Origin of the sequence: Psychrobacter alimentarius (genome assembly GCF_001606025.1) — a bacterium.
Lineage (GTDB): Bacteria > Pseudomonadota > Gammaproteobacteria > Pseudomonadales > Moraxellaceae > Psychrobacter > Psychrobacter alimentarius.
Map to the genome: position 1 here is coordinate 1,951,234 of NZ_CP014945.1, position 24,399 is coordinate 1,975,632.

Here is a 24,399-nt window from a genome sequence, read left to right on the forward strand (position 1 = left end):
CTGTCACTGACTGGTGATAGCAAGACCAATCAATATATAAGGATATGATCATGAAAAACACAAGCGTTAGTATCGAAGAGATTCGGCAGTTTTTGTACCGTGAAGCACGCTTACTGGATGAAAAAAAATGGGAAGAATGGCTCGCCTGTTACGACGAAGACTGCCCATTTTGGATGCCGAGTTGGGATGATGATGGCGAGCTGATTAGTGACCCACAAAGAGAGATCTCACTGATTTATTACCCTGATCGTCGTGGTCTTGAAGATCGTATCTTCCGTATCGAAACGGAGCGCTCATCTGCGACCATTCCCGATACCCGCACCGCTCATAATCTATCTAACATTGAACTGCTTGAAGATAACAACGGTATCGTGACAGTACGCTTTAATTGGATTAATAAATCTTATCGCTATCATGAGACCAATACTTACTGGGGTTACTCTCAGTACAAAATAGACATGACCCAAGACCGGCCAAAGATTTTGGATAAGTATGTGGTCTTAAAAGACGACTATGTGCATCAAATCATGGATGTCTATCACATCTAACATTCGCTAATTATTTGGTCATTGATCAGCCACTATCTAATCAATACTTAGCCACTATTTAGTCACTACGTTTCATTTCATACGTGTTGAAAAGGGATATTTCTCATGGAATACAATATTGCTCTACAGTTCGAAGACGGCGTCACAGGATTTATTAAGTGTGAAGCAGATGAGACGGTTGCCGAAGCCGCGTATCGTCAAAAATTTAACATTCCAGTGGATTGTCTAGATGGCGCATGTGGCACTTGCCGTTGCCATTGTGAATCGGGCAGCTATGACATGCACCCTGATATGTATATCGAAGATGCACTCACAGAAGCTGAAGCTAGCGAAGGCTATGTATTGACCTGTCAGATGATTCCTGAAAGCGACTGTGTCATTAAAGTACCAAGCTCTTCTGAAGCTTGCAAAGTCGGTAAATCGACTTTTAAAGGCAAACTTCAACAGCTCAATGTCTTGTCTGAATCAACCATTCATTTTGGCATTGATATCGAAAATCCAGATGCTTTGGTATTTTTGCCCGGACAATACGTCAATATCAACATCCCCAATTCTGACGAGACACGCTCTTACTCGTTCAGCTCTGTGCCCAATGCCAAGCAGGCTGAGTTTGTGGTTCGTAATATTCCTAACGGCAAGATGAGCACCTTTTTATCGGATATCGCGCAACTTGGTCAAGACATTGATTTTGAAGGGCCATTTGGTAGCTTTTACTTGCGTCCTCTTGTGCGTCCGACTCTATTTTTGGCAGGTGGAACGGGCATTGCACCTTTTTTATCCATGTTAAAAAGTTTGGAAGTTGCTGGCGGTCATCACCCTGTCAAGATGGTTTATGGGGTCACCAATGATACAGATTTGGTAGAAATCGAAACACTTGAAGAGGTGAAACAAAACCATGCTTGGTTTGATTATCGTACCTGTGTGGCAAGCGAAGACAGTCGTCACGAGCGTAAAGGCTATGTCACAAGTCACGTGGAAGAGGACTGGTTAAATGGCGGTGATGTCGACGTGTATCTTTGCGGCCCTTTAGCCATGGTTGATGCTGTCAGTCATTGGTTAGATGCCAGCCAGCTCAAGCCCAGTAATTTTTATTATGAGAAATTTACGCCAAGTGAAAAGTAGTAGCATCGCAACATACTAGGAAGATCACGTCATAAAGGAGAACGTGAAAATGGAAAACATGGATAGTTATACAGGTCTAGACAGGCTTCTACTAAAGATTCTCAAGATACCTGGTGCATTAATGATCGTACCCCTTTTTCTTGGAGTTATGTTCAATACTTTTGCACCACAAATATTAGATATTGGTAGCTTTACTACTGCTCTTTTTAAAAACGGGCTTGCGGTTTTAATTGGACTTTTTTTTCTAGCAGTAGGCTCTCAAATTAGTTTTAAAACTGCATTGCCATCTGTAGAAAAAGGCGTTGTATTACTGCTTGCAAAATTTGGTATTGCTGTCATTTTTGGACTATCTGTTGCATTTTTTACTCCCGAAGGCATGCTTTTTGGATTATTACCTATAGCTATTATTGCAGCGATGTCCAATTCAAACGGTTCACTTTATGTCGCTCTAACAAGTCAATTTGGAAACAAAACGGACAAAGGAGCCATCTCGATACTTTCTATTAATGATGGACCTTTTCTTACTTTAGTCGCCCTTGGTGTAGCAGGACTTGCCGCGTTTCCCTTACTGGCGCTTTTCGCTGCTATTTTTCCAATGATATTTGGTTTTATTCTTGGAAACAGCAGCATAATTGCTAGGAAATTTCTAGCGCCAGGAGAAAAACTCATTATTCCTTTCGCCGCTTTTGCTATTGGTGCTGGAATTAATCTAGAAGTATTACTAGGGCAAGGATCAGTTGGCATCTTATTGGGAGCTGCTACCGCAGTAATCTCTGGTGGTACTGCCCTGCTCGCTCTTTATTTTTGGCACAGGGTACGTCGACATCCCAAATCTTGTAGAAACCTAGTGGCTGCAGCTTCTGAAGCCAGTGTAGCAGGAAATGCGATTGCAACTCCCGCTATGGTCACTGCCTTAGACCCAAGCTATCTGCCTATACAAGGGGCTGCCACTGCGCAAATTGCTGCGGCAGTAGTTACCACCGCTTTCATTCTGCCGTTCTTCGTCGCTTGGTTAGCTGCTTGGCAAAAACGACAAGGAATTACACCTGAAAACGAAGATAGATTCTATGAAGAAAAAAGTATAAAACGTGAACATGTTTTAAAAGCGGAAGTAAATATAAAAAGTTAAAAATGACAGCTATTTGAAATGACGTTAATACATCACATTATAAATCGAATATAAGTTTTTAGGAGATAGCAATGAATAAACGCTTTGATAATAAGATCTGTATCGTAACGGGTGCCGCTCAAGGTATTGGACGCGGCGTTGCCATACGTCTCGCAAATGAGGGCGCAAAAGTCGTTATGGCAGATTTTTCACCTTTAGTAGAAGACGTGTTAGCAGAAATCACGACAAACGGCGGCGATGCGATAACGATTCAAGCCAATCTTGAAACCTATCAAGGGGCACAAGATACGGTCAATAAAGCCATAGAGAATTATGGTCGTGTCGATGTACTCGTGAATAATGTTGGCGGTGCGATATGGATGAAGCCCTTTATCAACTTCTCAGAAGAGGACATCCAAAAAGAAATCAGTCGCTCATTATTTCCCACACTCTGGTGTTGCCGTGCGGTATTGCCAGTCATGGTCAAGCAGCAATCAGGCACTATCGTAAATGTCTCTTCCATCGCCACACGTGGCATCAACCGTATCCCTTATTCCACTGCGAAAGGTGGTGTCAACGCTATGACCGCCTCGCTCGCTTTTGAATACGCCAATGATGGTATCCGCGTCAATGCGGTCGCAACGGGCGGTACTGATGCGCCGCCCAGAAAAATCCCTCGAAATGCCACACCCTTAACGGATGATGAAAAATCATGGATGCAGGCAGTCGTTGACCAAACCATTGATCGCACTTTTATGAAACGCTACGGCACAATCGATGAGCAGGTCAATGCCATTGTATTTTTAGCGTCAGATGAGTCCTCGTATATCACTGGCAGCACAGTTCCTGTCGGTGGCGGCGACACAGGCTAAATTTTTTAGCGGTATTGTAGACTGACTCATCGTTACTACCCTTTGATTACCGCTCATTTGCAAGGAAGCAATATGGCCTCTGTCATCCAAACCTTAAAAGAAGACTGGTCACTCTCGGCGTCCGTGGCAGGATTTTTGGCGGTGCTCATCTCATATGCTGGCCCATTGATTATTTTCTTTCAAGCCGCGCAAGCCGCTCAGGTCTCAGATGCCATGATGGCTTCTTGGATTTGGGGCATATCCATAGGCGCTGCTGTCTCTGGCATTTATCTGTCTATTAGGTATAAGGCACCTATCATCACTGCTTGGTCAGCGCCTGGCACGGCACTACTAGTGACCGTTTTTCCTGAGATGAGCATCAATGAGGCCATATCTGCTTATATCCTCTCAGCTGTGGTGATATTTTTGGTGGGCGCCACTGGCTCTTTTGACAAGATTTTGCGGTGGATTCCTAACGGTATTGCAGCAGGCATGATGGCCGGCATTTTGTTTCAGTTTGGCTTAGAGTTGTTTGCTGCCACCAACACCATGCCATTTATCGTATTTAGCATGCTCGGTTGTTATTTATTCGCCAAGCGGTTTTCACCGCGCTACACCATGATTTGGGTCTTGCTATGCGGGGTTATCTTAAGTGTTTTACTTGGCAGAATGAATCCTGTCGATATGGATTTGGCGATTACCATGCCAACGATCATCTGGCCTGAATGGACATGGAATGCGACGTTTAACCTTGCAATTCCGCTTATCTTGGTCAGCTTAACAGGACAGTTTTTACCTGGTATGGCCATTTTGAATCTCAGTGGCTACGACACGCCTGCCAAACCCATCGTCAGTGTGGCAAGCCTGGCTTCATTAGCGGTCGCTTGTGTGGGCGGCATTACCATTGTACTCGCGGCCATCACCGCAGCCTTGTGTACGGGCAAAGATGCGCATGAGCTACAAGAAAAACGCTATATCGCAGGGGTTGCCAACGGTATCTTTTATTTATTAGGCGGCTTGTTTGCAGGCAGTATTGTCATGGTATTTAGCCTACTGCCAAAGGAGTTAGTCGCGGCATTGGCTGGACTGGCACTCATTGGCGCTATCGCTACCAACATTACAATTGCTATGAAAGACGACGAACAAAGAGATGCCGCCTTAATTACTTTTTTGGCGACCGCTTCTGGCATGAGCTTTTTGGGATTGAGCTCCGTGTTTTGGGGCATCGTGATCGGTATGGTGGCCCATTATGTTTTAAACAAAAAACGTTTATTGTCATTTACTTAATCGCAAATGACACGAGTTATTGATAACGCCATCTCTCAGTAACCTCTATTAAAACCACATTACTATCATGATTTATCAAAGAAAATGCTAGCCAATGTTGACCAACTCTCCCCTTTTATAGGATATCAATATGATTAACAAAGCAGATAAAAACATCACGGATGTGCTCAGTCAAATCAAAGACGGTGCCACTATTATGATTGGCGGTTTTGGCACAGCAGGACAACCTGCCGAACTGATTGATGCGCTCATTGATTTGGGTGTTAAAGACCTAGTGATTATCAACAATAATGCTGGTAATGGTGATCATGGACTTGCCAAGCTATTAAAAACAGGCGCGGTGCGCAAAATTATTTGCTCGTTTCCGCGCCAATCGGATTCTTGGGTATTTGATGAGCTATATCATGCAGGCAAAATCGAGCTTGAGCTGGTACCACAGGGCAATCTGGCGTGCCGTATTCAAGCCGCAGGTATGGGACTTGGGGCGGTATATACGCCAACGGGGTTTGGCACTTTACTTGCCGAAGGTAAAGAGATGCGCCATATCGATGGTAAAGACTATGTCCTTGAGTATCCGATTAAAGCAGATTTTGCGTTAATCAAAGCAGATAAAGGCGATCGTTGGGGTAACTTAGTCTACCGCAAATCTGCCCGCAATTTCGGTCCTATCATGGCGATGGCAGCTGACATCACTATCGCTCAAGTTTCTAAAACGGTCGAGCTTGGTAAGCTAGATCCCGAACACATAATTACACCCGGTATCTTTGTACAGCACGTGGTGCAAATTGAACCTACTTCCTCTACTACCGCAGCGATTGCTTAATACGATCAATCATAAGGAGCGTCATCATGAGCCATAGATTACTTACACGGGATCAAATCGCTGAGCGTGCTGCCCAAGATATTCCAGATGGTGCCTATGTCAATTTGGGCATTGGCTTACCCACCAAAATTGCAAAATACTTACCGGCTGACAAAGACGTATTTTTACATTCAGAAAATGGCTTATTGGCTTTCGGCCCGCCTCCTGCCAAAGGTGAAGAAGATCCCGAACTTATCAATGCCGGCAAGGAATACGTCACCATGCTTGATGGTGGTAGTTTCTTTCACCACGGCGACTCATTTGCCATGATGCGCGGTGGTCATATCGACATATGTGTGTTGGGTGCATTTCAAGTGGCGGCCAATGGTGACTTGGCCAACTGGAGTACGGGCGCGCCAGATGCCATACCTGCTGTTGGTGGCGCTATGGACTTGGCTGTTGGTGCCAAAAAAGTCTTTGTGATGACCAATCACACGACCAAAACAGGTGAGCCAAAGATAGTCAGCGAACTCACTTATCCTGTGACAGGCAAGCACTGCGTCGATCGTATCTTTACCGATCTATGTGTCATTGATGTCACTGATAAAGGGCTGGTAGTCACAGAGATGGTTGAGGGCTTGAGCTTTGCTGAGTTGCAAGCAGTGACTGACGCCACACTCATTGATGCCACAGGAATCAATGCCACGCAGGTATAACAAGACTCCATACTCAAATCTCATAACAGGATATGACCATGACCGACTTTATCACTGGTTTAAATGACGCTTATATTATTGATGCCATTCGCACACCATTTGGGCGTTATGGCGGTGGTTTGGCACCAATACGAGCAGACGATTTAGGTGCCATCCCCATCAAAGCATTAATGAAGCGTAATGCTAATGTTGACTGGAAGCAAGTAGATGATGTTATCTATGGCTGCGCCAATCAGAGCGGAGAAGACAATCGTAATGTTGGACGTATGTCATCACTACTGGCTGGCCTGCCTTATCAAGTGCCCGCGACTACGGTAAATCGTTTGTGCGGCTCATCAATGGACGCCATCGCCATTGCCGCTCGTGCGATTAAAGCTGGAGAAGCCAACCTTATTATCGCAGGCGGTGTTGAAAGCATGAGCCGTGCGCCATTTGTGATGGGTAAATCAGACAAAGCATTTGGTCGTGCTCAAACCCTTGAAGACACCACGATGGGCTGGCGCTTTATCAATCCAAAGCTTGATGCCTTATACGGTACGGAAACCATGCCACAAACTGCCGAAAATGTCGCTGAGCAGTTTGATATCAATCGCGCTGACCAAGATGCGTTTGCGCTACGTAGCCAACAACGTACCAAAGCGGCGCAAGCATCGGGATTTTTCAAAGATGAGATTACCTCAGTCATTATTCCGAAGCGCAAAGGCGAGGCTGTTACTATTTATGTGGATGAACACCCTCGTGCTGATACCACGCTTGAAAAATTAACCAAACTTCGTGCCATCGTCAAAGAAAACGGCACAGTGACGGCGGGTAACGCTTCAGGTATTAATGATGGTGCGGCCGCTTTTTTAATCGCTTCAGAGCAAGCGGTGACACAGTTCGATTTAAAACCACGCGCTCGTATTGTGGCGGCAACGACAGTCGGTGTAGAACCGCGCATTATGGGATTTGCGCCAGCGCCTGCCATAAAAAAATTACTGGCACAAACAGGTCTGTCACTTGATGAGATGGATGTTATCGAACTGAACGAAGCCTTTGCTGCGCAATCATTGGCCTGCACACGTGACTTGGGATTGCCTGACGATAGCGCACGCGTCAATCCCAATGGCGGTGCGATTGCACTTGGTCATCCATTAGGTGCATCAGGTGCAAGATTGGTCTTGACCGCGCTCAATCAGCTCGAAAAAACCAGCAAACGCTTTGCCATCTGCTCGATGTGTATTGGCGTGGGACAAGGTATCGCCATGATTATTGAACGTATAGATCACCAGTCATCGTAGTCATAACCCCATGCGCCACTACCATCTTAATAACCCCACAATGACAAATAAGGATGATCGTTATGCCTGTACTTGAAAATAAAGACGTTACCTTAAACTATGCCACCTTTGGTGATCGCCACAACCCTGCCCTTATATTCTCTAACTCCTTAGGGACCAACTACCAGATGTGGCAGCCGCAAATCGCTGACTTGCAAAACGAGTACTTTATCATCTGTTATGACACTCGTGGTCATGGTCAATCCTCTGCACCCAAAGGCCCTTATCACTTAAATGAGATTGGACAAGACGTCATCGATTTGCTCGATCATCTGAATATTGATAAAGCCTTTTTTTGTGGTATCTCAATGGGCGGCATGACAGGTCAATGGTTGGCTATCCATCATCCTAACCGCTTTTATCATTTGATGCTGTGCAATACTGCTGCAAAAATTGGCAACGATACCGCATGGACAGAGCGGGCACAATTGGTACGAAAGCAAGGTTTAGATCCTATCGCGGCCACAGCAGCATCGCGTTGGTTTACACAAGGATTTATCAGCAGTCATCCTGATGTGGTCGAGACCTTGTCTGAGGCGCTTGCCACTGGTAGTAGCGAAGGTTATGCCAGTTGTTGTGAAGCGTTATCGACCGCTGATACACGTTCGCAATTACGAGATATTGATGCTGCTATTACCGTATTGGCAGGGTCAGCCGATCCGGTAACGACAGTTGAGGATGCTCAATATATGGTCGAACGCATTCCCAATGCCACGCTCGCTACCATTGAGGCGTCACACATCTCAAACATTGAACAACCTGACGTATTCAATCAGTTTATACGGCAATACTTGGTGCATTGATCACGTCACTGCTACGGCGTATCCAAGCCAAGCTACAAAAGCACTACCCACAAGGACGTTACCCCCAACAAGGAAGAAACATGAAAAAATCATTGCAAGCATTGGTTATTAGCATTGCTGTCTGTAGTGCCTTTAGCGCTCACGCTGATATCAATATCGATAAAGAAGTTAAAAGTGTTGAAAAAAAGGTGATTGAATGGCGACGCGACATTCATCAGCACCCTGAACTGAGTAATCGGGAAACCCGTACCGCTGCTATCGTGGCTAAGCATTTAAAATCTCTCGGTATGCAGGTCGAAACTGATATCGCCCATACTGGTGTTGTGGGCTACTTAAAAGGGGCAAAACCCGGCCCGACCGTAATGCTACGCGCAGACATGGATGCCCTACCCGTCACCGAAAAAGCCGATGTCCCATTTAAATCAACGATCGTTACCAAATATATGGGAGAAGACGTGGGTGTGATGCATGCCTGCGGCCACGATACCCACGTGGCCATGCTCATGGGAACGGCTGAAGTATTGGCTGCGGTACAAAAAGAGCTGCACGGCAATATCATGTTTGTGTTTCAGCCAGCAGAAGAAGGCGCGCCTAAAGGAGAAGAAGGTGGTGCCAACTTGATGTTAAAAGAAGGCATATTTAAAAAGTATCAACCAGATGTTGCGTTTGGATTGCATATTATGTCGAATCTAAACACTGGACAGATTGGTTATCGAAGCGGCCCTATCATGGCCAGTGGCGACACGTTTGATATTACCGTAAAGGGCAAACAGACTCATGGTTCAGCGCCGTGGAATGGCGTTGATCCTATTGCTGCCGCGTCACAGATCGTGACTGGGGTCAATCATATTGTCAGTCGTCAAATTGACATCACTAAAGAGCCCGCCATTATCTCATTCGGTAAAATAAGTGGCGGTGTCCGCGACAATATTATTCCAGACAGTGTTAACATGATTGGTACGATTCGTAACTTCGATATGGACAATCGCGCTAAAATTTTTGACAACATAAAGACAACGGCCTCCCATATAGCCATGGCATCAGGCGCAGAGGCAGACGTCAAAATCACCAAAGGCTATCCTGTCACCATCAACGATCCCGCGCTTACCGCGCAGATGCTGCCCACGCTCAAAAATGTAGCAGGTGCTGACAATGTCTTTGATGTACCAAAATTAACAGCCTCTGAAGACTTTGCGTTTTATTCTCAAGAAGTACCGAGTTTGTTTATTTTCTTAGGCGGTACACCGGTAGGACAAGACGCCAGTAAAGCACCCTACAACCACTCTCCCTATTTTTACGCCGACGAATCCTCTTTTAAAATCGGTACTAAAGCGCTGAGTCAGCTGGCCATAGATTATTTAGCCATGAATCAGTGACGCATAAAACCTAGGCGTCTCAATGACGCTAAACTATTACCTATAGCTTTGCCATATTAACAAGGAAAACATATGAGTATCAGTCAGGCCATCGAAAAAGTCGAAGCACGTTATGCCCACCAACCTGAATTCGTTCAAGCGGTCAAAGAAGTTGCCATGACGATTGCACCGCTATACGACGCCCATCCTGAATACAATACGTTGAAAGTATTCGAGCGTCTCGTTGAGCCTGACCGCATTATGGCGTTTCGTATTAACTGGGAAAATGATCAAGGCGAAGTGCAGGTCAACCGAGGTTGGCGCGTCCAGTTTAGCAATGCGCTGGGGCCTTACAAAGGCGGTGTACGGTTTCACCCTACCGTCAATCAATCTGTTTTGAAGTTTTTGGGTTTTGAGCAAATATTCAAAAATGCACTGACTGGATTGCCAATGGGCGGCGGTAAAGGTGGCTCAGATTTTGACCCCAAAGGCAAAACGGACAGCGAAATACGCCGCTTCTGTTATGCCTTTATGCGCGAACTACATCACTACGTGAATAAAGACATTGATGTGCCTGCAGGCGACATTGGCGTCGGTGGGCGTGAAGTCAGTTATATGTTTGCCATGTATAAAAATCTCACGCATGAATATGGCGGCGTGTTGACTGGGAAAGGCGTGGGTTTTGGCGGAAGTTTGATGCGAACAGAAGCAACAGGATATGGCGCCGTATATTTCTTAGAAAATATGCTGGCGGCGCAACACGAAACCATCAGTGGCAAAAGAATACTCATTTCAGGCGCAGGTAATGTCTCACTACATGCTGCGGAAAAAGCCCATATGCTGGGCGGTATCGTCGTCACAGTATCAGACTCACAAGGTACTTTGTACGATGAAGCGGGTCTCAACCAAGAAAAAATTGACTGGCTTAAAGCGCAAAAAGCAAAAAGTAAACCTTTGGCAGACTATGTAGATGTGTACGGCGGTGAATGGCTAGCCAATCAAAAGCCGTGGCAATTCAAAGGTGATATTGCGATTCCATCAGCGACCCAAAACGAAGTCACGGTAGACGACGCCAAGCTCATGGTTGACAATGGTATTATCTATGTCGTTGAAGGTGCCAATATGCCGCTAACTGCCGAGGCAATTGATTATGTGCGCTTGCACCGTGTGCATTATGCGCCTGGTAAAGCTGCTAATGCAGGCGGCGTGGCTGTCTCTGCGCTTGAGATGTCACAAAACTCAGTACGTCAATACAAAACGTTTGAGCAAATAGATCTACGTCTCAAAAATATCATGAAAAACATCCATGATAGCGCAGCTGATGCCTCAGAACAGTACGGTCAAACTGACCATGGCTATATCGATTATATGGCTGGTGCCAATATCGTTGGTTTTAAGAGAGTTGCTGATGCGTTGGTTGCTTATGGTATTTTGAACTGATCCAGTTTTTGGATATGTAACTCGCCTTAATAAAAAACCGCTCACCTATCTTTTAAACAGGTGAGCGGTTTTTTATTGGTATTTTTAAATCGGTATTGTTAGAGCGATGAGCTTTTCAAAGAAAATATGACCATTGATACCGATACTGCACCAACCAGCCAATCAACATCCATACCCTCTAGGTATAAATTTATACTTAGAGGGTTTTTGACTTGATCCTTATAAAACCCTAACTTAATAAGTACTTATAGGGACATTACCCACGGAGAAAGTCGAATGGAATCACCAACTTTAAACATCAATAAGGTCATTGATGATGCCAAATTTGCGCCCTTTCATTGGAAAGTGCTTTTTTGGTGTTTACTCATTATTATTTTTGATGGCTACGATCTTGTCATTTATGGTGTGGCGCTACCTCTACTTATGGAAGAATGGTCATTGACCGCCGTACAGGCAGGGTTACTCGCGAGCGCGGCACTTTTTGGTATGATGTTTGGCGCGATGATTTTTGGGACGTTATCTGACAAAATCGGTCGCAAAAAAACGATTATGATCTGCGTTGCGCTTTTTAGTAGCTTTACTTTTTTGGGAGCCTTTGCCAACGGTCCCATCCAATTTGCCACTCTGCGTTTTTTTGCAGGGCTGGGTATCGGTGGCGTCATGCCGATCTGCGTGGCCCTAACGTCTGAATATGCACCAAAACGCATTCGCAGTACGTTGGTCGCGGTGATGTTCAGTGGTTATGCTATCGGTGGTATGGCGTCTGCCCTACTTGGATCATTTTTGGTGGTGGATTTTGGCTGGGAGATTATGTTTTATATCGCAGGTATACCAACTTTATTGCTACCTATCATTTGGAAAATGCTGCCAGAATCTTTGATGTATTTAGTCAAAGAGAAACGGGATAACGAAGCAAAGGTTATTGTACAAAAACTGGCTCCACAAGAAACCATCACTCCGGCTACTACCTTGCTATTAGATGAGCCAACCAAAGGTGACGATGCCCCTATCAAAGCGCTTTTCTTAAAAAACCGTGGCTTTACGACGATGATGTTTTGGGTGGCTTTTTTTATGTGCCTACTGATGGTGTATGCCCTAGCCAGCTGGTTGCCCAAACTGATGATTCAAGCAGGTTATTCGCTAGGGGCAAGTATGCTGTTTTTATTTGCGCTCAATATTGGCGGTATGATTGGCGCGATTGGTGGCGGTGTGCTCGCTGATAAATTTCATCTTAAACCCGTCTTAACCATTATGTTTGCGCTCGGCGCAGTCTCATTGATACTGCTCGGTTATAACAGCCCGCAGGTAGTGCTATATACGCTTATCGCCATTGCTGGTGCGACCACGATTGGTTCTCAAATTTTACTTTATACCTTTGTGGCGCAGTACTACCCGACTGCCGTTCGGACAACAGCAATGGGCTGGGCATCAGGTATCGGTCGCATTGGCGCGATCGTCGGGCCCATCTTGACGGGTGCATTACTCACGCTTGAGCTGAGCCATCAGACCAATTTTTTGTTCATTGCCATTCCAGGTATGATTGCAGCCATCGCTATCTTTTTAGTCAATCTCAGTGCAGCTGTCGATGGTAAAGAAAGTAAAGCCCAACCCAGTACTTTGAACTCGCCCATATCGACGTAGAACTGATTAAAGCCTCATATTCAGTGCTGGAACACCTTTTAATATTAATCAGCTTTTGGCGTATTCATGATATGGATGCGCTATTTTTTTGTGTACCGTGCATTACCTTTTATACCCTTGTATGAGCCTCTCATCCGATTAGATATTTGCAACGATACTGTCTTAAGGTTCAGTTAAGGTTGGTACCTTATGATTCTTCCATGATGTTAATCGTTCTAAACGCTTTTAACAATTTGGAGGCCGCTCATGTCATTATTTATCAATAGCACTCATCCCTTACAGAATGTCCTCAACACGACTTTCTATATTGAGGCAGTTAAGCCAATGCCAGTATTGATTGTACAAGGAATCCCCTCGTCCTTATACGTTCGCGCCAGCACGCAAACGCCAGTACAAGCATCGCCCGCTTCATATGCCCAAAACCAAGATGCTCAAGCCTTTATCAAGCAAATCTACGAATACATCCATCACGCCAGATTAAGTTACTTTATGCCTATTTTGTTTTCAGGTTTTGCTGATATGCCCTCTTATTGCAATTGGTTATCCTCTGATGATAGCGCTTTACCTGCATTTAGAGGGACAAGCGTTGCGATTGGTTTAAAGCCTATTTCTGAAGATAAGATATTTTTAGAGCAGTATTTGGAATCTCATATACAAAATGAAGTCAGTCAGATAGCAGGAGAGCCAGTCAGTCGGCAGCGCATTTTTGAGATTGGCAATTTGGCATCTGGTCATGCTGGTAGCGCTCGGCTCATGATTGCATTTTTGGTGTTTTATTTATCTACGCCTATCCTGCATCCAGTAACCCATGAGAGCCAAACCAAAGCCGACTGGGTGGTCTGCACAGGCACAGATGCTGTGCGACATATATTGGCACATATGGGTATTCGTAGTCATATTATTGCCAAAGCCACTGCCGAAGCATTGAAAGATCCTGAACAAATATCAGCATGGGGACATTACTATCAACAAAACCCCTTGGTGGTTGCCATCAATGTGGCAGACGCCAAAAGAGTATGCGCGCCTCATTATCGCTATACCGAGATGTTAGAGATGGCTGTTACCGCAGATCTCCCTCTCCACAAAATAACCACTTAACTGATAGAACTGTAAAACCACAAAGTAGTGAGGACGAAATGACACCAATCTATACCGCAATATGTGAACACGCTCGCAAGGCACCTAAGCAGGTAGCAATCAAAACTATAGAGGGCGAGCATACCGTTAGCCTCACTTATGATGAGCTTCAGCGCACACTGGCCTTGCTTCATCAGACATTGCATACATGGCAAGGCAAGCGTGTGGCCTTGTATGCGCATAATGAGATAGATTGGGTCATACTTGATTTGGCACTAAGTACCATTGGTGCTGTCGTCGTGCCTATACCCTTATTTTTTAGTGCCTTGCAAGTGGCTCACTTACTCCAAGATGCGCAGATCGAGCTGGTATACGTTGGCGCAGGTTTGACACTGCCCGACATACATGACGTAGATCGTGTGAATCACAATGTGAATAATTGGGTTATTGCTAAGACAGCAGAAGTAGACGCCGTAAAGCTTGAGCACGCCGCTCATATCACAGGCAAGTTTTATCAACTGAACAACGATGCGGCTTATACTCTGACCTCTCAAGCTTCAGCTACTGCCAGCGAGTTTTGTAAAGTCACCTATACCTCTGGCAGCACAGGTATGCCAAAAGGGGTTTGCTTGGGACAAGATACCTTGATGCGTATTGTCAAGTCTCTAGCAGAAGCACTCGCTGACACTTTGACAGATGACGCTGCCAACCCTCTAGACATCACTGATATCACAAGTAATTTTGGTCATTTAAGCGTGTTACCTTTTGCCACTTTGTTAGAAAATGTGGCCGGCGTCTACGTGAGCTTATACATGGGACGTACCTTAGTCATTGGCAAGATTGGTCAATTTGGCTTGCTATCCAATCAAGCATTTGATGCCAAGCGACTCATCACAACCGTGCAAACGCATCGCATCGCCAGCGTTATCTTGTTACCGCAAATGCTCAAAGCCATTTGCGAGTATCTAGCAGCCAACGAAAGTCGTCACGCTCATACGAGCGCTTCCAGTAACCATGCTCATAATGATTATGCTGCTAGTAACTATGCTAATAGCAACTATATAGCCAATGTCGCTTTGCCCTCCTTACGGTTTATGGCAGTCGGTGGCGGCAAAGTGTCTCCTACCCTCCTACAAGAGGCCAAAGCGCTAAACCTGCCTGTCTATGAGGGCTATGGCTTGTCTGAATGCGGCTCTGTGGTCAGTCTCAATACACCCAAAGCAAAGCGCGAAGGCAGTGTGGGCAAACCTATGCCCCATGCCTCAGTCAGCATCGCAGCTAGCGGCGAAGTTATGGTAAAAGGCAATGCTATGCAAGGCTACCTAAACCATGACAATACCAGCGAAGATATGAATAACAAAGACAATGGCGTTATTGCCACAGGTGACATTGGTTATGTAGATAACGATGGTTATTTATATATTACGGGTCGACGAAAAAACGTACTGATCAGTAGTTTTGGGCGCAATATCTCACCTGAATGGGTAGAAGCACAGCTCTTAACACAGTCAATCATCTATCAAGCGGCGGTGCTGGGAGATGGGGAGCCAAGTTTATCTGCTGTAATAGTCGCCAACCCTAACGAGGTAGCGACCAATAGTAGCGACCTACAATTGGCTATCAAACAAGCGATAGAAATTGTTAATCAAGCCTTACCCGACTATGCCCGTATCAAACATTGGCATTTAGAAAAACGGTCATTTAGCACTGACAATGGATTATTGACTGATAACGGCAAACTGCGACGACCACGAATTTTCACCACTTATAAGTCGGCATTGGGCTTGTGATTCATGGTATTTATCATTTACTTTTGGAGCACCTTATTATGAAAACCACTCTTATAGCACATAACGTAATGTCTCACGATCCACTGTCAAGCAACCTTATCAACGATAATGATGCTAAAACAATCCTATTTCCATCATCAGTGACGCCACCTTTTCCTGATACCTCAGATATTTTAGCAGCCTTAAGGACACAGGGCTGGACATTACTGCGAGGTCAGCACTACGATGTAGAGACGTTTAGCCAATTAATGAGACAATTGTGTCAAACGCTAACCTATGACCCTGCCCGACAAAACATCACTTCTGAAGCGCAAAAAGTGGATGCAGGCACGCATGCTATTGGCCTACATATCGAAAATGGCAATACGCCGATACCGCCTGACGTCATTGCTTTTTTTAGTGAATTGAGTGCCAAAAAAGGCTCACAAACGACCATTTGTGACGGATACGCTGTGTATCGAGCACTATCGCCTGAACTAAAAGCCCTATTTAGTCAACCAATACGTATCAGTCGCTATTTGCCTCAAGTCATTTGGCAAAATTATGTAGCGACTGCAACAGGCAGAGCCGATGCCGTTGACACCATTAGTCTGGTGGATTTGAATCAATTCATCACTGATACTACTAGCAAAACACTAACGCATCATGTAGAGCCTCAGGATGATGGTGGTGTGCGTTACATATTACAAATACCTGCTATCCGTACAGATAACTTAAGTAGGCAGCCCGCCTTTGCCAATACGTTGCTTGGGCCATCATTTAACTATGAAAAACCTGAGTTCACGCTAGCAGATGGTCAAAGTGTGGATGAAGCGCTGGTCGCTAAGCTCACGCAAATCTGTGAAAAATATACTCAAGAAGTGCATTGGCAAAACGGTGATGTGGTGATATTAGACAACAAACGCATCATGCATGGTCGTCGTCAAATCGAGGTGCCTTTAGCTGAGCGTAAGCTTTATATTGCGATGGGACTTGGTATCAAAGATTCAGTCGATTAGAAGCAGCACGTATCACTACAATTTGTGTTTCAAAAATCTATGCTTTAATAATTCATGTTTCCATAATCAGTATTCACTAAGGATTCGATATCATGACATCATCTAATCAGCAATCAACATCTCAATCAAACCCAGCTCAGCCTATCCTGTCATATACCTTCCTCATTGGAGCTACAGGCGGTATCGGACAAGCGATCGCAACACAGTTATGCGCACACAATCGACCTGTAATTTTGGTTGGACGTAATGCCCAAACGTTGACGTATTTGACTAAAAAACTGGCCAAAGAGTACCCTGATATACCACTACTGTCGCTCAGTTGTGATTTGAGCTCACGGGCATCACAAATCCAACTGATAGCAGCGCTGCAAGAGACGGTACAAGACTGTGGCAATGTCATTGATACGGTCATACTCAATGCAGGTATCAATGATTTTGCTTTACTCACTGACCAAAGTGATGAAATTATCGAACAAATGATGTTGGTCAATGTGGCTTATCCCTTACAGCTAATAAAAAGACTGCTGCCTATATTAATGATTCAACAAAGCCCTAGCCAAATAATAAGTATTGGCTCAACGTTTGGAAGCATTGGTTATCCCGGTTTTAGTGCTTATAGTGCTAGTAAGTTTGCCTTACGCGGAGCCAGTGAAGCCTTGGGTCGGGAGTATGCCGATACCTCAGTGAAGTTTCGCTATTTTGCGCCCAGAGCCACAAAAACCACCATGAATAAAAATACCGTCGTTGCGATGAATCAAGCATTGAAGGTTAAGATGGACTCACCCGAAACAGTGGCAAAGGCATTGGTAAACTTTATCTCAACCACAAAGTCTCATCAACATTTAGGCTTCCCCGAACGTTTTTTTGCATGGCTTAATCGGTTATTTCCCAATGTCGTTGGCAACGCCATTGTCAAAGACTTACCCACCATCAAGCTATATGCTAAAAAAACGTAGGGGTTGACTCGGTACTCGTCGCATGAGTTTGCCCCTTAAACAGCCACACCAAACAAACGACCAATTAAGGCGGTTGCCATCATTGCGAGTATGCCCCAAGTAACGATTCTGGTCGTCGCACGGATAACAGGCGCGCCGCCTAGACGAGCAGAGATAATTCCAAGCAGTATCAAGCCCATAATCGTCAAAATCGCTAATGACCATACCAAAGTACTTGCTGGTAAGAGTACTATACCGATAATCGGGAGTATCGCTCCAGCCACGAACGACAGACCCGAGGCGACCGATGCATGAATGGGTTTTGCCTGACTAAGATCCGTAAGCCCAATCTCATCACGCGCATGAGTCTCTAGCGCACTGTGCTCAGTCAAACTCACAGCAACCTGCCTTGCTAACTCGTGATTCAGTCCGCGTGCCTCATAAATTTTTGTGAGCTCTAGTAACTCGCGCTCAGCGTTATGCGTCAGCTCATATCTTTCTTTATCAAGATCCGCTTTTTCGGTATCTGCCTGCGATGAGACAGAAATATACTCGCCAGCAGCCATAGACAAAGCGCCTGCCGTCAATGCTGCCATGCCTGTCAGCAGTAATGTCTGGCTGCTTGGTCCAGCCGCTGCTACCCCAACCAGCAAACTGGCAGTCGAAATTAGACCATCATTTGCGCCCAGCACTGCCGCCCGCAGCCAATGATTGCGATTGCTCAAATGCGTTTCGTCATGAATAGAATGATGCATAAGACCCCCAAAAGTGTAGACATAAAAACATGACTCTAATGACATTTTTGATGCCACCGCAGCTCATACCATTTGAGACGTAAGAATATATCAAGCTTACGCTACAGCTCATACTCAATACTCAATAAGATGGCTACGCGATATACTGATGCATGGTTGATATAAATCTTGACGGCTTGCGGTACCATTACCGACAAACGACAAAACCTTTGTTTTGCTCACATAGCATTGCGCCCACGATGACTCTTTTTTATAGTGACCTGACGATAACTTATGGTGGCAACGTCTTTGATAGTGGTTTTTTACTTCTTATCGTGACGACAAAACCTGTTTTTGGTGCCGCGCGATTGGCAAAATCTAGCGTGAGGTTGTGAAGCTCGGCGATTCGATTGGCGATTGACAAGCCCAGACCACTGCCTAGCTGTGCTTGACCAGCTGGACGATAGAAGCGTTCGCTGAGTCGCTCTAGTTGTTCTGGATCGACGCCCACACCGTTATCGATCACTCTGATCGTATTTACATCTAAATGCAGCTCAATCAGACAGCCTTCTGGACAGTAGCGAATGGCATTGTCTAATAGGTTGCGGATTAACAATTTAAACAATACTGGATTGATGCATATGGGCAAAATATCCTCAGGACTGTGACACTGCACTATACGTTTTAATTGGATGTGCTTTTCACGCGCCAGACGGTTCACATCACTGAGTACCGTATTGGTGAGTGTGAGCCAGTCTGGACGTTCTAATTGCTCAGGTGGCAATTGCTGTTGTGGCTCCAACTTGGCCAAAATCAGTAGTTGCTCGACCAAATGCGTGGCTCGCTCAATGCCATCGCTGATCTTTTGCGTGTGATAAAACAACTGATCGTCATCTTCTATCCCAGACAATTGCAATAGCTGCTGTTGCAATAGATCTGCCTGTAGCTTTAAAGCAGCCAGCGGACTACGCAGCTCATGAGAGGCATCCGCCGTGAAGCGCTGTTCACGTTCTAGAGTGTCTGCCACTTTAATAAACAATACATTCAAAGCCGTGACTAATGGTTGAATCTCTTGTGGGACATCTGCTGTAATAGGACTATCATCTTGCGGCTGTCGCTGTTCAACCTCAGTACTGATTTGACTGAGCGGCATCAGTCCGCGCCGTATCAACCAAACGGCCAAAATCATAAAGGCAAATAAGCCAATCAACATAGGCAGCACTTGCACAGACATGGCTTTAACAATCATTTCTTGACGAGAGTCAAGGCTTTGACCAACCACCAATACCCGTCCTTCACGCATACCATCGTTTTTGTTATCGTTGTCGTTATTATAGTCTTCATGCGCATAGAATAATCGCCAACGCTTGCTAAAGGGATTCAAGCGCTGATAGGCTGAGTTATCATCTTCTACAAAACCACGCTGGTCTGGCAAAAAAGAAAAAGACTGACCATTCTCGTCAGCTGCCAATAGATGTCCCTGTCTATCCCAAATGGCAAAACCCATATAATCATCTTCGGCATCGCCAAGATCCCCTGATAGCTCCTTACTTTTCAAATTATATATCTTGGCAACAGGTACTTCGCTATCCACCTTTTCGTTACTATTTTCACTCTCACCTTGGCGGTTTTCTTGCTCGCTGCGCTCTTGATCATTGTCATTTGCAGATATGCCAATCAAATAGCGCACAACTTGCGTAATCTGTGTGTCATTCATCTCATTGATTTCATGCCACAATCGCCAAGCAATAAAGCTCGATGTGATCAGCCACAGTAAAGGCAGACCAATGAGTAAAGAGATTAACAAGCGCTGCTGTATACTTTTCATAAGCTCATATATTGCTCATATAGTAAAACTCAAACTAGATATAGATCATTTATTGGCCAAGCGCTGGATTGAGATAATAGCCAATACCGCGCTTGGTTAGAATAAAGTCATTGCCCAGTTTTTTGCGTAAATGGTGGATATGTACTTCTATCGCGTTACTATCGATGTCTTGTTGCCAGCCATACAGCTTGTCCTCCAAACTGGCTCGACTATGAACTTGTTTGGGATGCGTCAACATTTGCTCGAGTACAGCCACTTCTTTGATGGTTAATTCGATAACTTGACCTTGGTAAGAGACTTGATGGTTGTGCGGCCAATAAGCGACCTCACCATAGCAAATCTCAGGTTGACTGCGTCCCTGACTGCGCCGTATCAAAGCTTGCAAGCGCGCCACCACCTCATCTAAGGCAAACGGCTTGACCAAATAATCATCGGCGCCTGCATTCAATCCCGCCACTCGATTAGCAATGGCATCACGAGCAGTGATGATCAACACAGGTGTGTCCAGCCGTTTGTGTCGCCAATTTTGTAGTACCGTCATCCCGTCCCCTTTTGGCAAAGTCAAATCCAGCAATACGGCATCAAACATATTTTCTTGCAACGCCATCTCACCCTGTTTGGCATCACGGAACCAATCGACCATCATGCCGTGACTTTTTAGGCCAAGCACGATACCTTCTGCAATATTGTTATCGTCTTCTATTAGTAATATGCGCGCCATAACCACCCCATTATTTTATATATTATCGTGGACGACGTATCGTCACCGTCTTATTACCTGTTATCATCGATTTAACGAGATTTTGCCGTTCCCAATAACTCATGACAATCGCAGAAACAATATGTAAGGGGACAAGTAAGTATAAACTATTGGCCAGTGTTTCATGGATTTCTTCAAGCAGGTTTTTATCACCAAAAACGTTTGCTTCCAGCAGATAACCACTGATACCTAACCCTATAATCACAGCCCATAGCGCAAGCATCATGATGGCAGCCAATGGATTGTGTCCAAGATGCTGCTCATCTATACGGCGAGCGCCCAAATCAGATAGGTGACGCTTGATACGAGAGGGCGTGGGCAAAAAATCACTAAAACGGGCGTAGCGCGTGCCAACCAACCCCCAAAGTAGACGTACGACTACCAGCCCTACCACGGTGTAACCAACATATTGATGCCATTCACTGCCCTCTTCAGTAAAGAACAGGTTGGCCGTGATACCAGCTGCTACTGTCCAGTGCGTCACTCTGACTAAAATATCCCAGACACGTATCTGCCTCGTTTTAGGGGTATTTGATAACAAAAGATCGGACTCATGGGTCGGATTTATTACGCTGTTTTTAATCATAGCCATCATTCCCTAGATAGTTCATTGATTTGCGAGCAAGAGAATCGTTAGACATCGAATCTAATTGAGATATCGCTATTACAACAGACCAATCTTAAGACAAGCTTACGCTATGACCAATCAACACCATTTAATTTATTTGCGGACAAATATTGGGCAATTTGATACATGCAGCAAGGCTTTTGTCCAAATAACTACTGATAAGCTCAGCCTTCTTTATCCGTATGAGGTTAAACAATAAAATAACGTTGGTAACCATTTATATTCTTGACAGACAGGTTAAAACTTAATCTTGTAATAATATTGTAATGAAAACAATTATCATTATAATAAGCACTTCAACCATCTGCTGGAACTGTTTTCATGCAACTGTCTCGTTTATATTCTGCTTTATTTCGCTCGCCATCTTCACTACGAGCACTAGGTTCAACCTGCCTATCCACTTCGGTACTACTGATCGGCGCAAGCCAAGTTGCATGGGCACAAACTGAGCCCAACACGGATACTCAGTCTGATCCTAGTGTGGTGTTGGATACGATTGTAGTGACCAGCAGTGCTGACGCTTCAGCAGATGGACTGCCAACTGCCTATGAAGGTGGTCAAGTGGCGACTGGTAGCCGCGTCGGTATCTTGGGCAATCAAGATATTATGGACACGCCGTTCTCCACCACTTCTTATACCAACGAATACATCACCAATCAGCAAGCACAAAGTGTGGGTGATCTGCTCAAAAAAGACCCGACTGTCCGCGTCGCAAGAGGCTTTGGTAACTTTCAAGAAGCCTATTTTATGCGCGGTTTTGTGACGACATCAGATGACACGATGTACAACGGTCTATACGGTATATTGCCAAGACAGTACATCGCGACTGAATTGTTTGAGCGCGTCGAAGTCCAGCGCGGTGCTTCTACTATGCTAAATGGTGCTGCTCCAAGTGGTGGTAACTCAGGTGGTACGATTAATCTATTACCGAAACGCGCTGGTAATGAGCCACTACGTGAGGTGACGCTCGGTTATGGTCCGGGCGATCAAGGCAAAGTAGCAGTAGATGTGAGTGACCGCTTTGGTGCAGATGATGCGTTTGGCGTTCGTTTCAACGCCGCTTATCAAGATGATGACAGCGCCATCGACGACGAATCTGCAACATTGGGTTTAGCCGCTTTGGGTCTAGACTATAGAGGCGATCAGTATCGACTGTCTGCTGACTTGGGTTGGCAGGACAATAAACTGGAAGAAACCCGTCCTAGTGTCACTCTTGCAGGCGCTTCTAGAGTACCAAGTGCACCCAAAGGCTCAAAAAACTGGGTACAACCTTGGACGTATTCAAACGAAAAAGATGTATTCGGTACCATTAGAGGCGAATATGATTTTAATGACAGTATCACCGCTTATGGCGCTTACGGCATGCGACGTGGTGATGAAGACAATTCATTATCAGACCTTACTGTAACCAATACTAATGGTGCTGGTACTACCGCTCGTTTTGACAATATTCGTGAAGATAAAGTACAAAGTGCCGAGCTTGGTCTGCGTGGTCAATGGCAGACGGGGAAGATTGATCATGATTGGGTGATTGCAGCCGATCTTTATGATCAAGAAGAAAAAGGTGCGTATGCTTTTGAGGGTGCTCGTCCCAATAATTTATATCGCCCCATTAAATATCGTGATAACAGCTGGTCAGATACTGCTGTTTTCGTCGGTAACGCGAATAACCCAACACTCACTAACGAGAAAAAATTGCAAAGCTTTGCCCTAGCAGATACTTTCTCTCTATTCGATGACAAATTAAAAACCACATTAGGCGTTCGTCATCAGAACATAGAAACAACCAGCTATGACTTCAATACACAGGCTAAAACCGCTACCTATGATGAAAGCAAATGGACACCTAGTATCGGCATTGTTTATCAACCAACTATGGACTGGTCTGTCTATGGTAACTACATTGAAAGCCTCGCACCAGGAAAGAAAGCACCTCTAGAGAATGGTGGTAACCCTGTTACCAATGCAGGACAAGACTTAGCCCCTTATGTTAGTGAGCAAACGGAAGTGGGCGTCAAATATGACAATGGTACAATTGGCAGTAGCTTAGCGATATTCCGTATAGATGCTGCACGTGCTTATATTGATGACACCAATACTTTTACAGCAAATGGTGAAAACCGTCATCAAGGTGCCGAGTTATCAATATTCGGTAGTCCAAGCGAAAACATGCGCTTGATCGCAGGTGTCAGTTATTTGAGTGCTAAGCAAAAAGATACAGGTGATGTAACATTGGACGGCAATCGAGTGATTGGTCTGCCCAAACTCCAAAGTAACGTTAACCTAGAATACGATCTAGCAGCCGTCGAAGGATTAACATTAACAGGCGATATTATACATACGGGCGCTCGTTATGCTGATAATGCTAATACTTTGAAAGTTGATGGCTATACCACTTTGGACCTTGGTGCCCGCTATCGTACGGTACTGGCAGGACAAGATGTCACGTTAAAAGGCATGGTGACCAACGTCACTGGTGAAGACTACTGGCAGTCAGTAGGTGGTTATACAGATTTCGGTTATCTAAATGCAGGCGATCCTACTGCACTGAAAGTATCAGCGACTTTTAATTTTTAAGACATACGAGTAAAAGCATACAGCGTCAATCATACTGATCCACTTTCAATAAAAAGGGCGTCTTACTAAAAGACGCCCTT

General features: G+C 45.0%; 21 protein-coding genes. 17 read left to right on the forward strand and 4 right to left on the reverse strand.

Translation table 11 applies throughout. From position 1 onward, the window contains the following. The first annotated feature begins 50 nt into the window (after positions 1-50). From benB to A3K91_RS08045, 16 genes are all read left to right on the forward strand, one after another. The gene (benB, locus tag A3K91_RS07970) at positions 51-548 is read left to right on the forward strand and encodes a benzoate 1,2-dioxygenase small subunit (protein WP_062844784.1); all 498 of its coding nucleotides are present in this window, start codon (positions 51-53) and stop codon (positions 546-548) included. Between the two features lie 105 nt (positions 549-653). Continuing rightward, the gene (gene benC, locus A3K91_RS07975; protein ID WP_062844785.1) at positions 654-1,670 is read left to right on the forward strand and encodes a benzoate 1,2-dioxygenase electron transfer component BenC; all 1,017 of its coding nucleotides are present in this window, start codon (positions 654-656) and stop codon (positions 1,668-1,670) included. A gap of 49 nt (positions 1,671-1,719) precedes the next feature. Next, positions 1,720-2,799 (forward strand): 2-keto-3-deoxygluconate permease, encoded by a 1,080-nt coding sequence (locus A3K91_RS07980; RefSeq protein ID WP_228139838.1) that lies wholly within the window; start codon positions 1,720-1,722, stop codon positions 2,797-2,799. 71 nt (positions 2,800-2,870) lie between these two features. Next, positions 2,871-3,650, forward strand: coding sequence for a 1,6-dihydroxycyclohexa-2,4-diene-1-carboxylate dehydrogenase (locus A3K91_RS07985; RefSeq protein WP_084387305.1), 780 nt, complete (start codon positions 2,871-2,873; stop codon positions 3,648-3,650). 72 nt (positions 3,651-3,722) lie between these two features. Beyond that, complete coding sequence (gene benE, locus A3K91_RS07990) at positions 3,723-4,916, forward strand: benzoate/H(+) symporter BenE (protein ID WP_062844787.1); 1,194 nt, start codon at positions 3,723-3,725, stop codon at positions 4,914-4,916. Positions 4,917-5,046: 130 nt separating this feature from the next. Further along, positions 5,047-5,739: a 3-oxoacid CoA-transferase subunit A gene (locus A3K91_RS07995; protein ID WP_062844788.1), complete on the forward strand. Its 693-nt coding sequence runs from the start codon at positions 5,047-5,049 to the stop codon at positions 5,737-5,739. Positions 5,740-5,765: 26 nt separating this feature from the next. Beyond that, positions 5,766-6,434 carry a 3-oxoacid CoA-transferase subunit B gene (locus A3K91_RS08000; RefSeq protein WP_062844789.1) on the forward strand — a complete coding sequence of 223 codons (669 nt, stop codon included), beginning with the start codon at positions 5,766-5,768 and terminating at the stop codon, positions 6,432-6,434. A gap of 38 nt (positions 6,435-6,472) precedes the next feature. Beyond that, positions 6,473-7,714: a 3-oxoadipyl-CoA thiolase gene (pcaF, locus tag A3K91_RS08005; protein WP_062844790.1), complete on the forward strand. Its 1,242-nt coding sequence runs from the start codon at positions 6,473-6,475 to the stop codon at positions 7,712-7,714. A gap of 62 nt (positions 7,715-7,776) precedes the next feature. Continuing rightward, entirely contained in the window at positions 7,777-8,556 is a 780-nt protein-coding gene (gene pcaD / locus A3K91_RS08010; protein ID WP_062844791.1) for a 3-oxoadipate enol-lactonase, read from the forward strand. Positions 8,557-8,636: 80 nt separating this feature from the next. Continuing rightward, positions 8,637-9,932 carry a M20 family metallopeptidase gene (locus A3K91_RS08015; RefSeq protein WP_062844792.1) on the forward strand — a complete coding sequence of 432 codons (1,296 nt, stop codon included), beginning with the start codon at positions 8,637-8,639 and terminating at the stop codon, positions 9,930-9,932. Between the two features lie 72 nt (positions 9,933-10,004). Then, positions 10,005-11,351: an NADP-specific glutamate dehydrogenase gene (gene gdhA, locus A3K91_RS08020; protein ID WP_062844793.1), complete on the forward strand. Its 1,347-nt coding sequence runs from the start codon at positions 10,005-10,007 to the stop codon at positions 11,349-11,351. A 276-nt stretch (positions 11,352-11,627) separates the two neighbouring features. Further along, complete coding sequence (locus A3K91_RS08025) at positions 11,628-12,992, forward strand: aromatic acid/H+ symport family MFS transporter (protein WP_062844794.1); 1,365 nt, start codon at positions 11,628-11,630, stop codon at positions 12,990-12,992. 246 nt (positions 12,993-13,238) lie between these two features. Next, on the forward strand, positions 13,239-14,090 hold the full coding sequence (locus A3K91_RS08030; protein ID WP_062844795.1) for a thermostable hemolysin: 852 nt from the start codon (positions 13,239-13,241) through the stop codon (positions 14,088-14,090). Between the two features lie 38 nt (positions 14,091-14,128). After that, positions 14,129-15,859 carry an AMP-binding protein gene (locus A3K91_RS08035; RefSeq protein ID WP_062844796.1) on the forward strand — a complete coding sequence of 577 codons (1,731 nt, stop codon included), beginning with the start codon at positions 14,129-14,131 and terminating at the stop codon, positions 15,857-15,859. 38 nt (positions 15,860-15,897) lie between these two features. Then, positions 15,898-16,857: a TauD/TfdA family dioxygenase gene (locus A3K91_RS08040; protein WP_084387306.1), complete on the forward strand. Its 960-nt coding sequence runs from the start codon at positions 15,898-15,900 to the stop codon at positions 16,855-16,857. 92 nt (positions 16,858-16,949) lie between these two features. Then, a complete protein-coding gene (locus tag A3K91_RS08045; protein WP_084387307.1) occupies positions 16,950-17,813 on the forward strand; it encodes an SDR family oxidoreductase in 864 nt (287 codons plus the stop codon). A gap of 35 nt (positions 17,814-17,848) precedes the next feature. Here A3K91_RS08045 and A3K91_RS08050 read toward each other — a convergent pair whose 3' ends face one another. The 4 genes from A3K91_RS08050 to A3K91_RS08065 all read right to left on the reverse strand — a co-directional run bounded on the left by A3K91_RS08050 (position 17,849) and on the right by A3K91_RS08065 (position 21,700). Then, on the reverse strand, positions 17,849-18,547 hold the full coding sequence (locus A3K91_RS08050; RefSeq protein ID WP_062844798.1) for a VIT1/CCC1 transporter family protein: 699 nt from the start codon (positions 18,545-18,547) through the stop codon (positions 17,849-17,851). Positions 18,548-18,818: 271 nt separating this feature from the next. Further along, on the reverse strand, positions 18,819-20,354 hold the full coding sequence (locus tag A3K91_RS08055; protein WP_062844799.1) for an ATP-binding protein: 1,536 nt from the start codon (positions 20,352-20,354) through the stop codon (positions 18,819-18,821). Positions 20,355-20,403: 49 nt separating this feature from the next. Beyond that, positions 20,404-21,075, reverse strand: coding sequence for a response regulator (locus tag A3K91_RS08060; protein ID WP_062844800.1), 672 nt, complete (start codon positions 21,073-21,075; stop codon positions 20,404-20,406). Positions 21,076-21,097: 22 nt separating this feature from the next. Beyond that, positions 21,098-21,700, reverse strand: a complete 603-nt coding sequence (locus A3K91_RS08065; RefSeq protein ID WP_084387391.1) for a cytochrome b/b6 domain-containing protein — start codon at positions 21,698-21,700, stop codon at positions 21,098-21,100. 363 nt (positions 21,701-22,063) lie between these two features. Between A3K91_RS08065 and A3K91_RS08070 the strand changes: the two genes are divergently transcribed. Next, positions 22,064-24,319 carry a TonB-dependent receptor gene (locus tag A3K91_RS08070; RefSeq protein WP_084387308.1) on the forward strand — a complete coding sequence of 752 codons (2,256 nt, stop codon included), beginning with the start codon at positions 22,064-22,066 and terminating at the stop codon, positions 24,317-24,319. Positions 24,320-24,399: the final 80 nt, after the last annotated feature.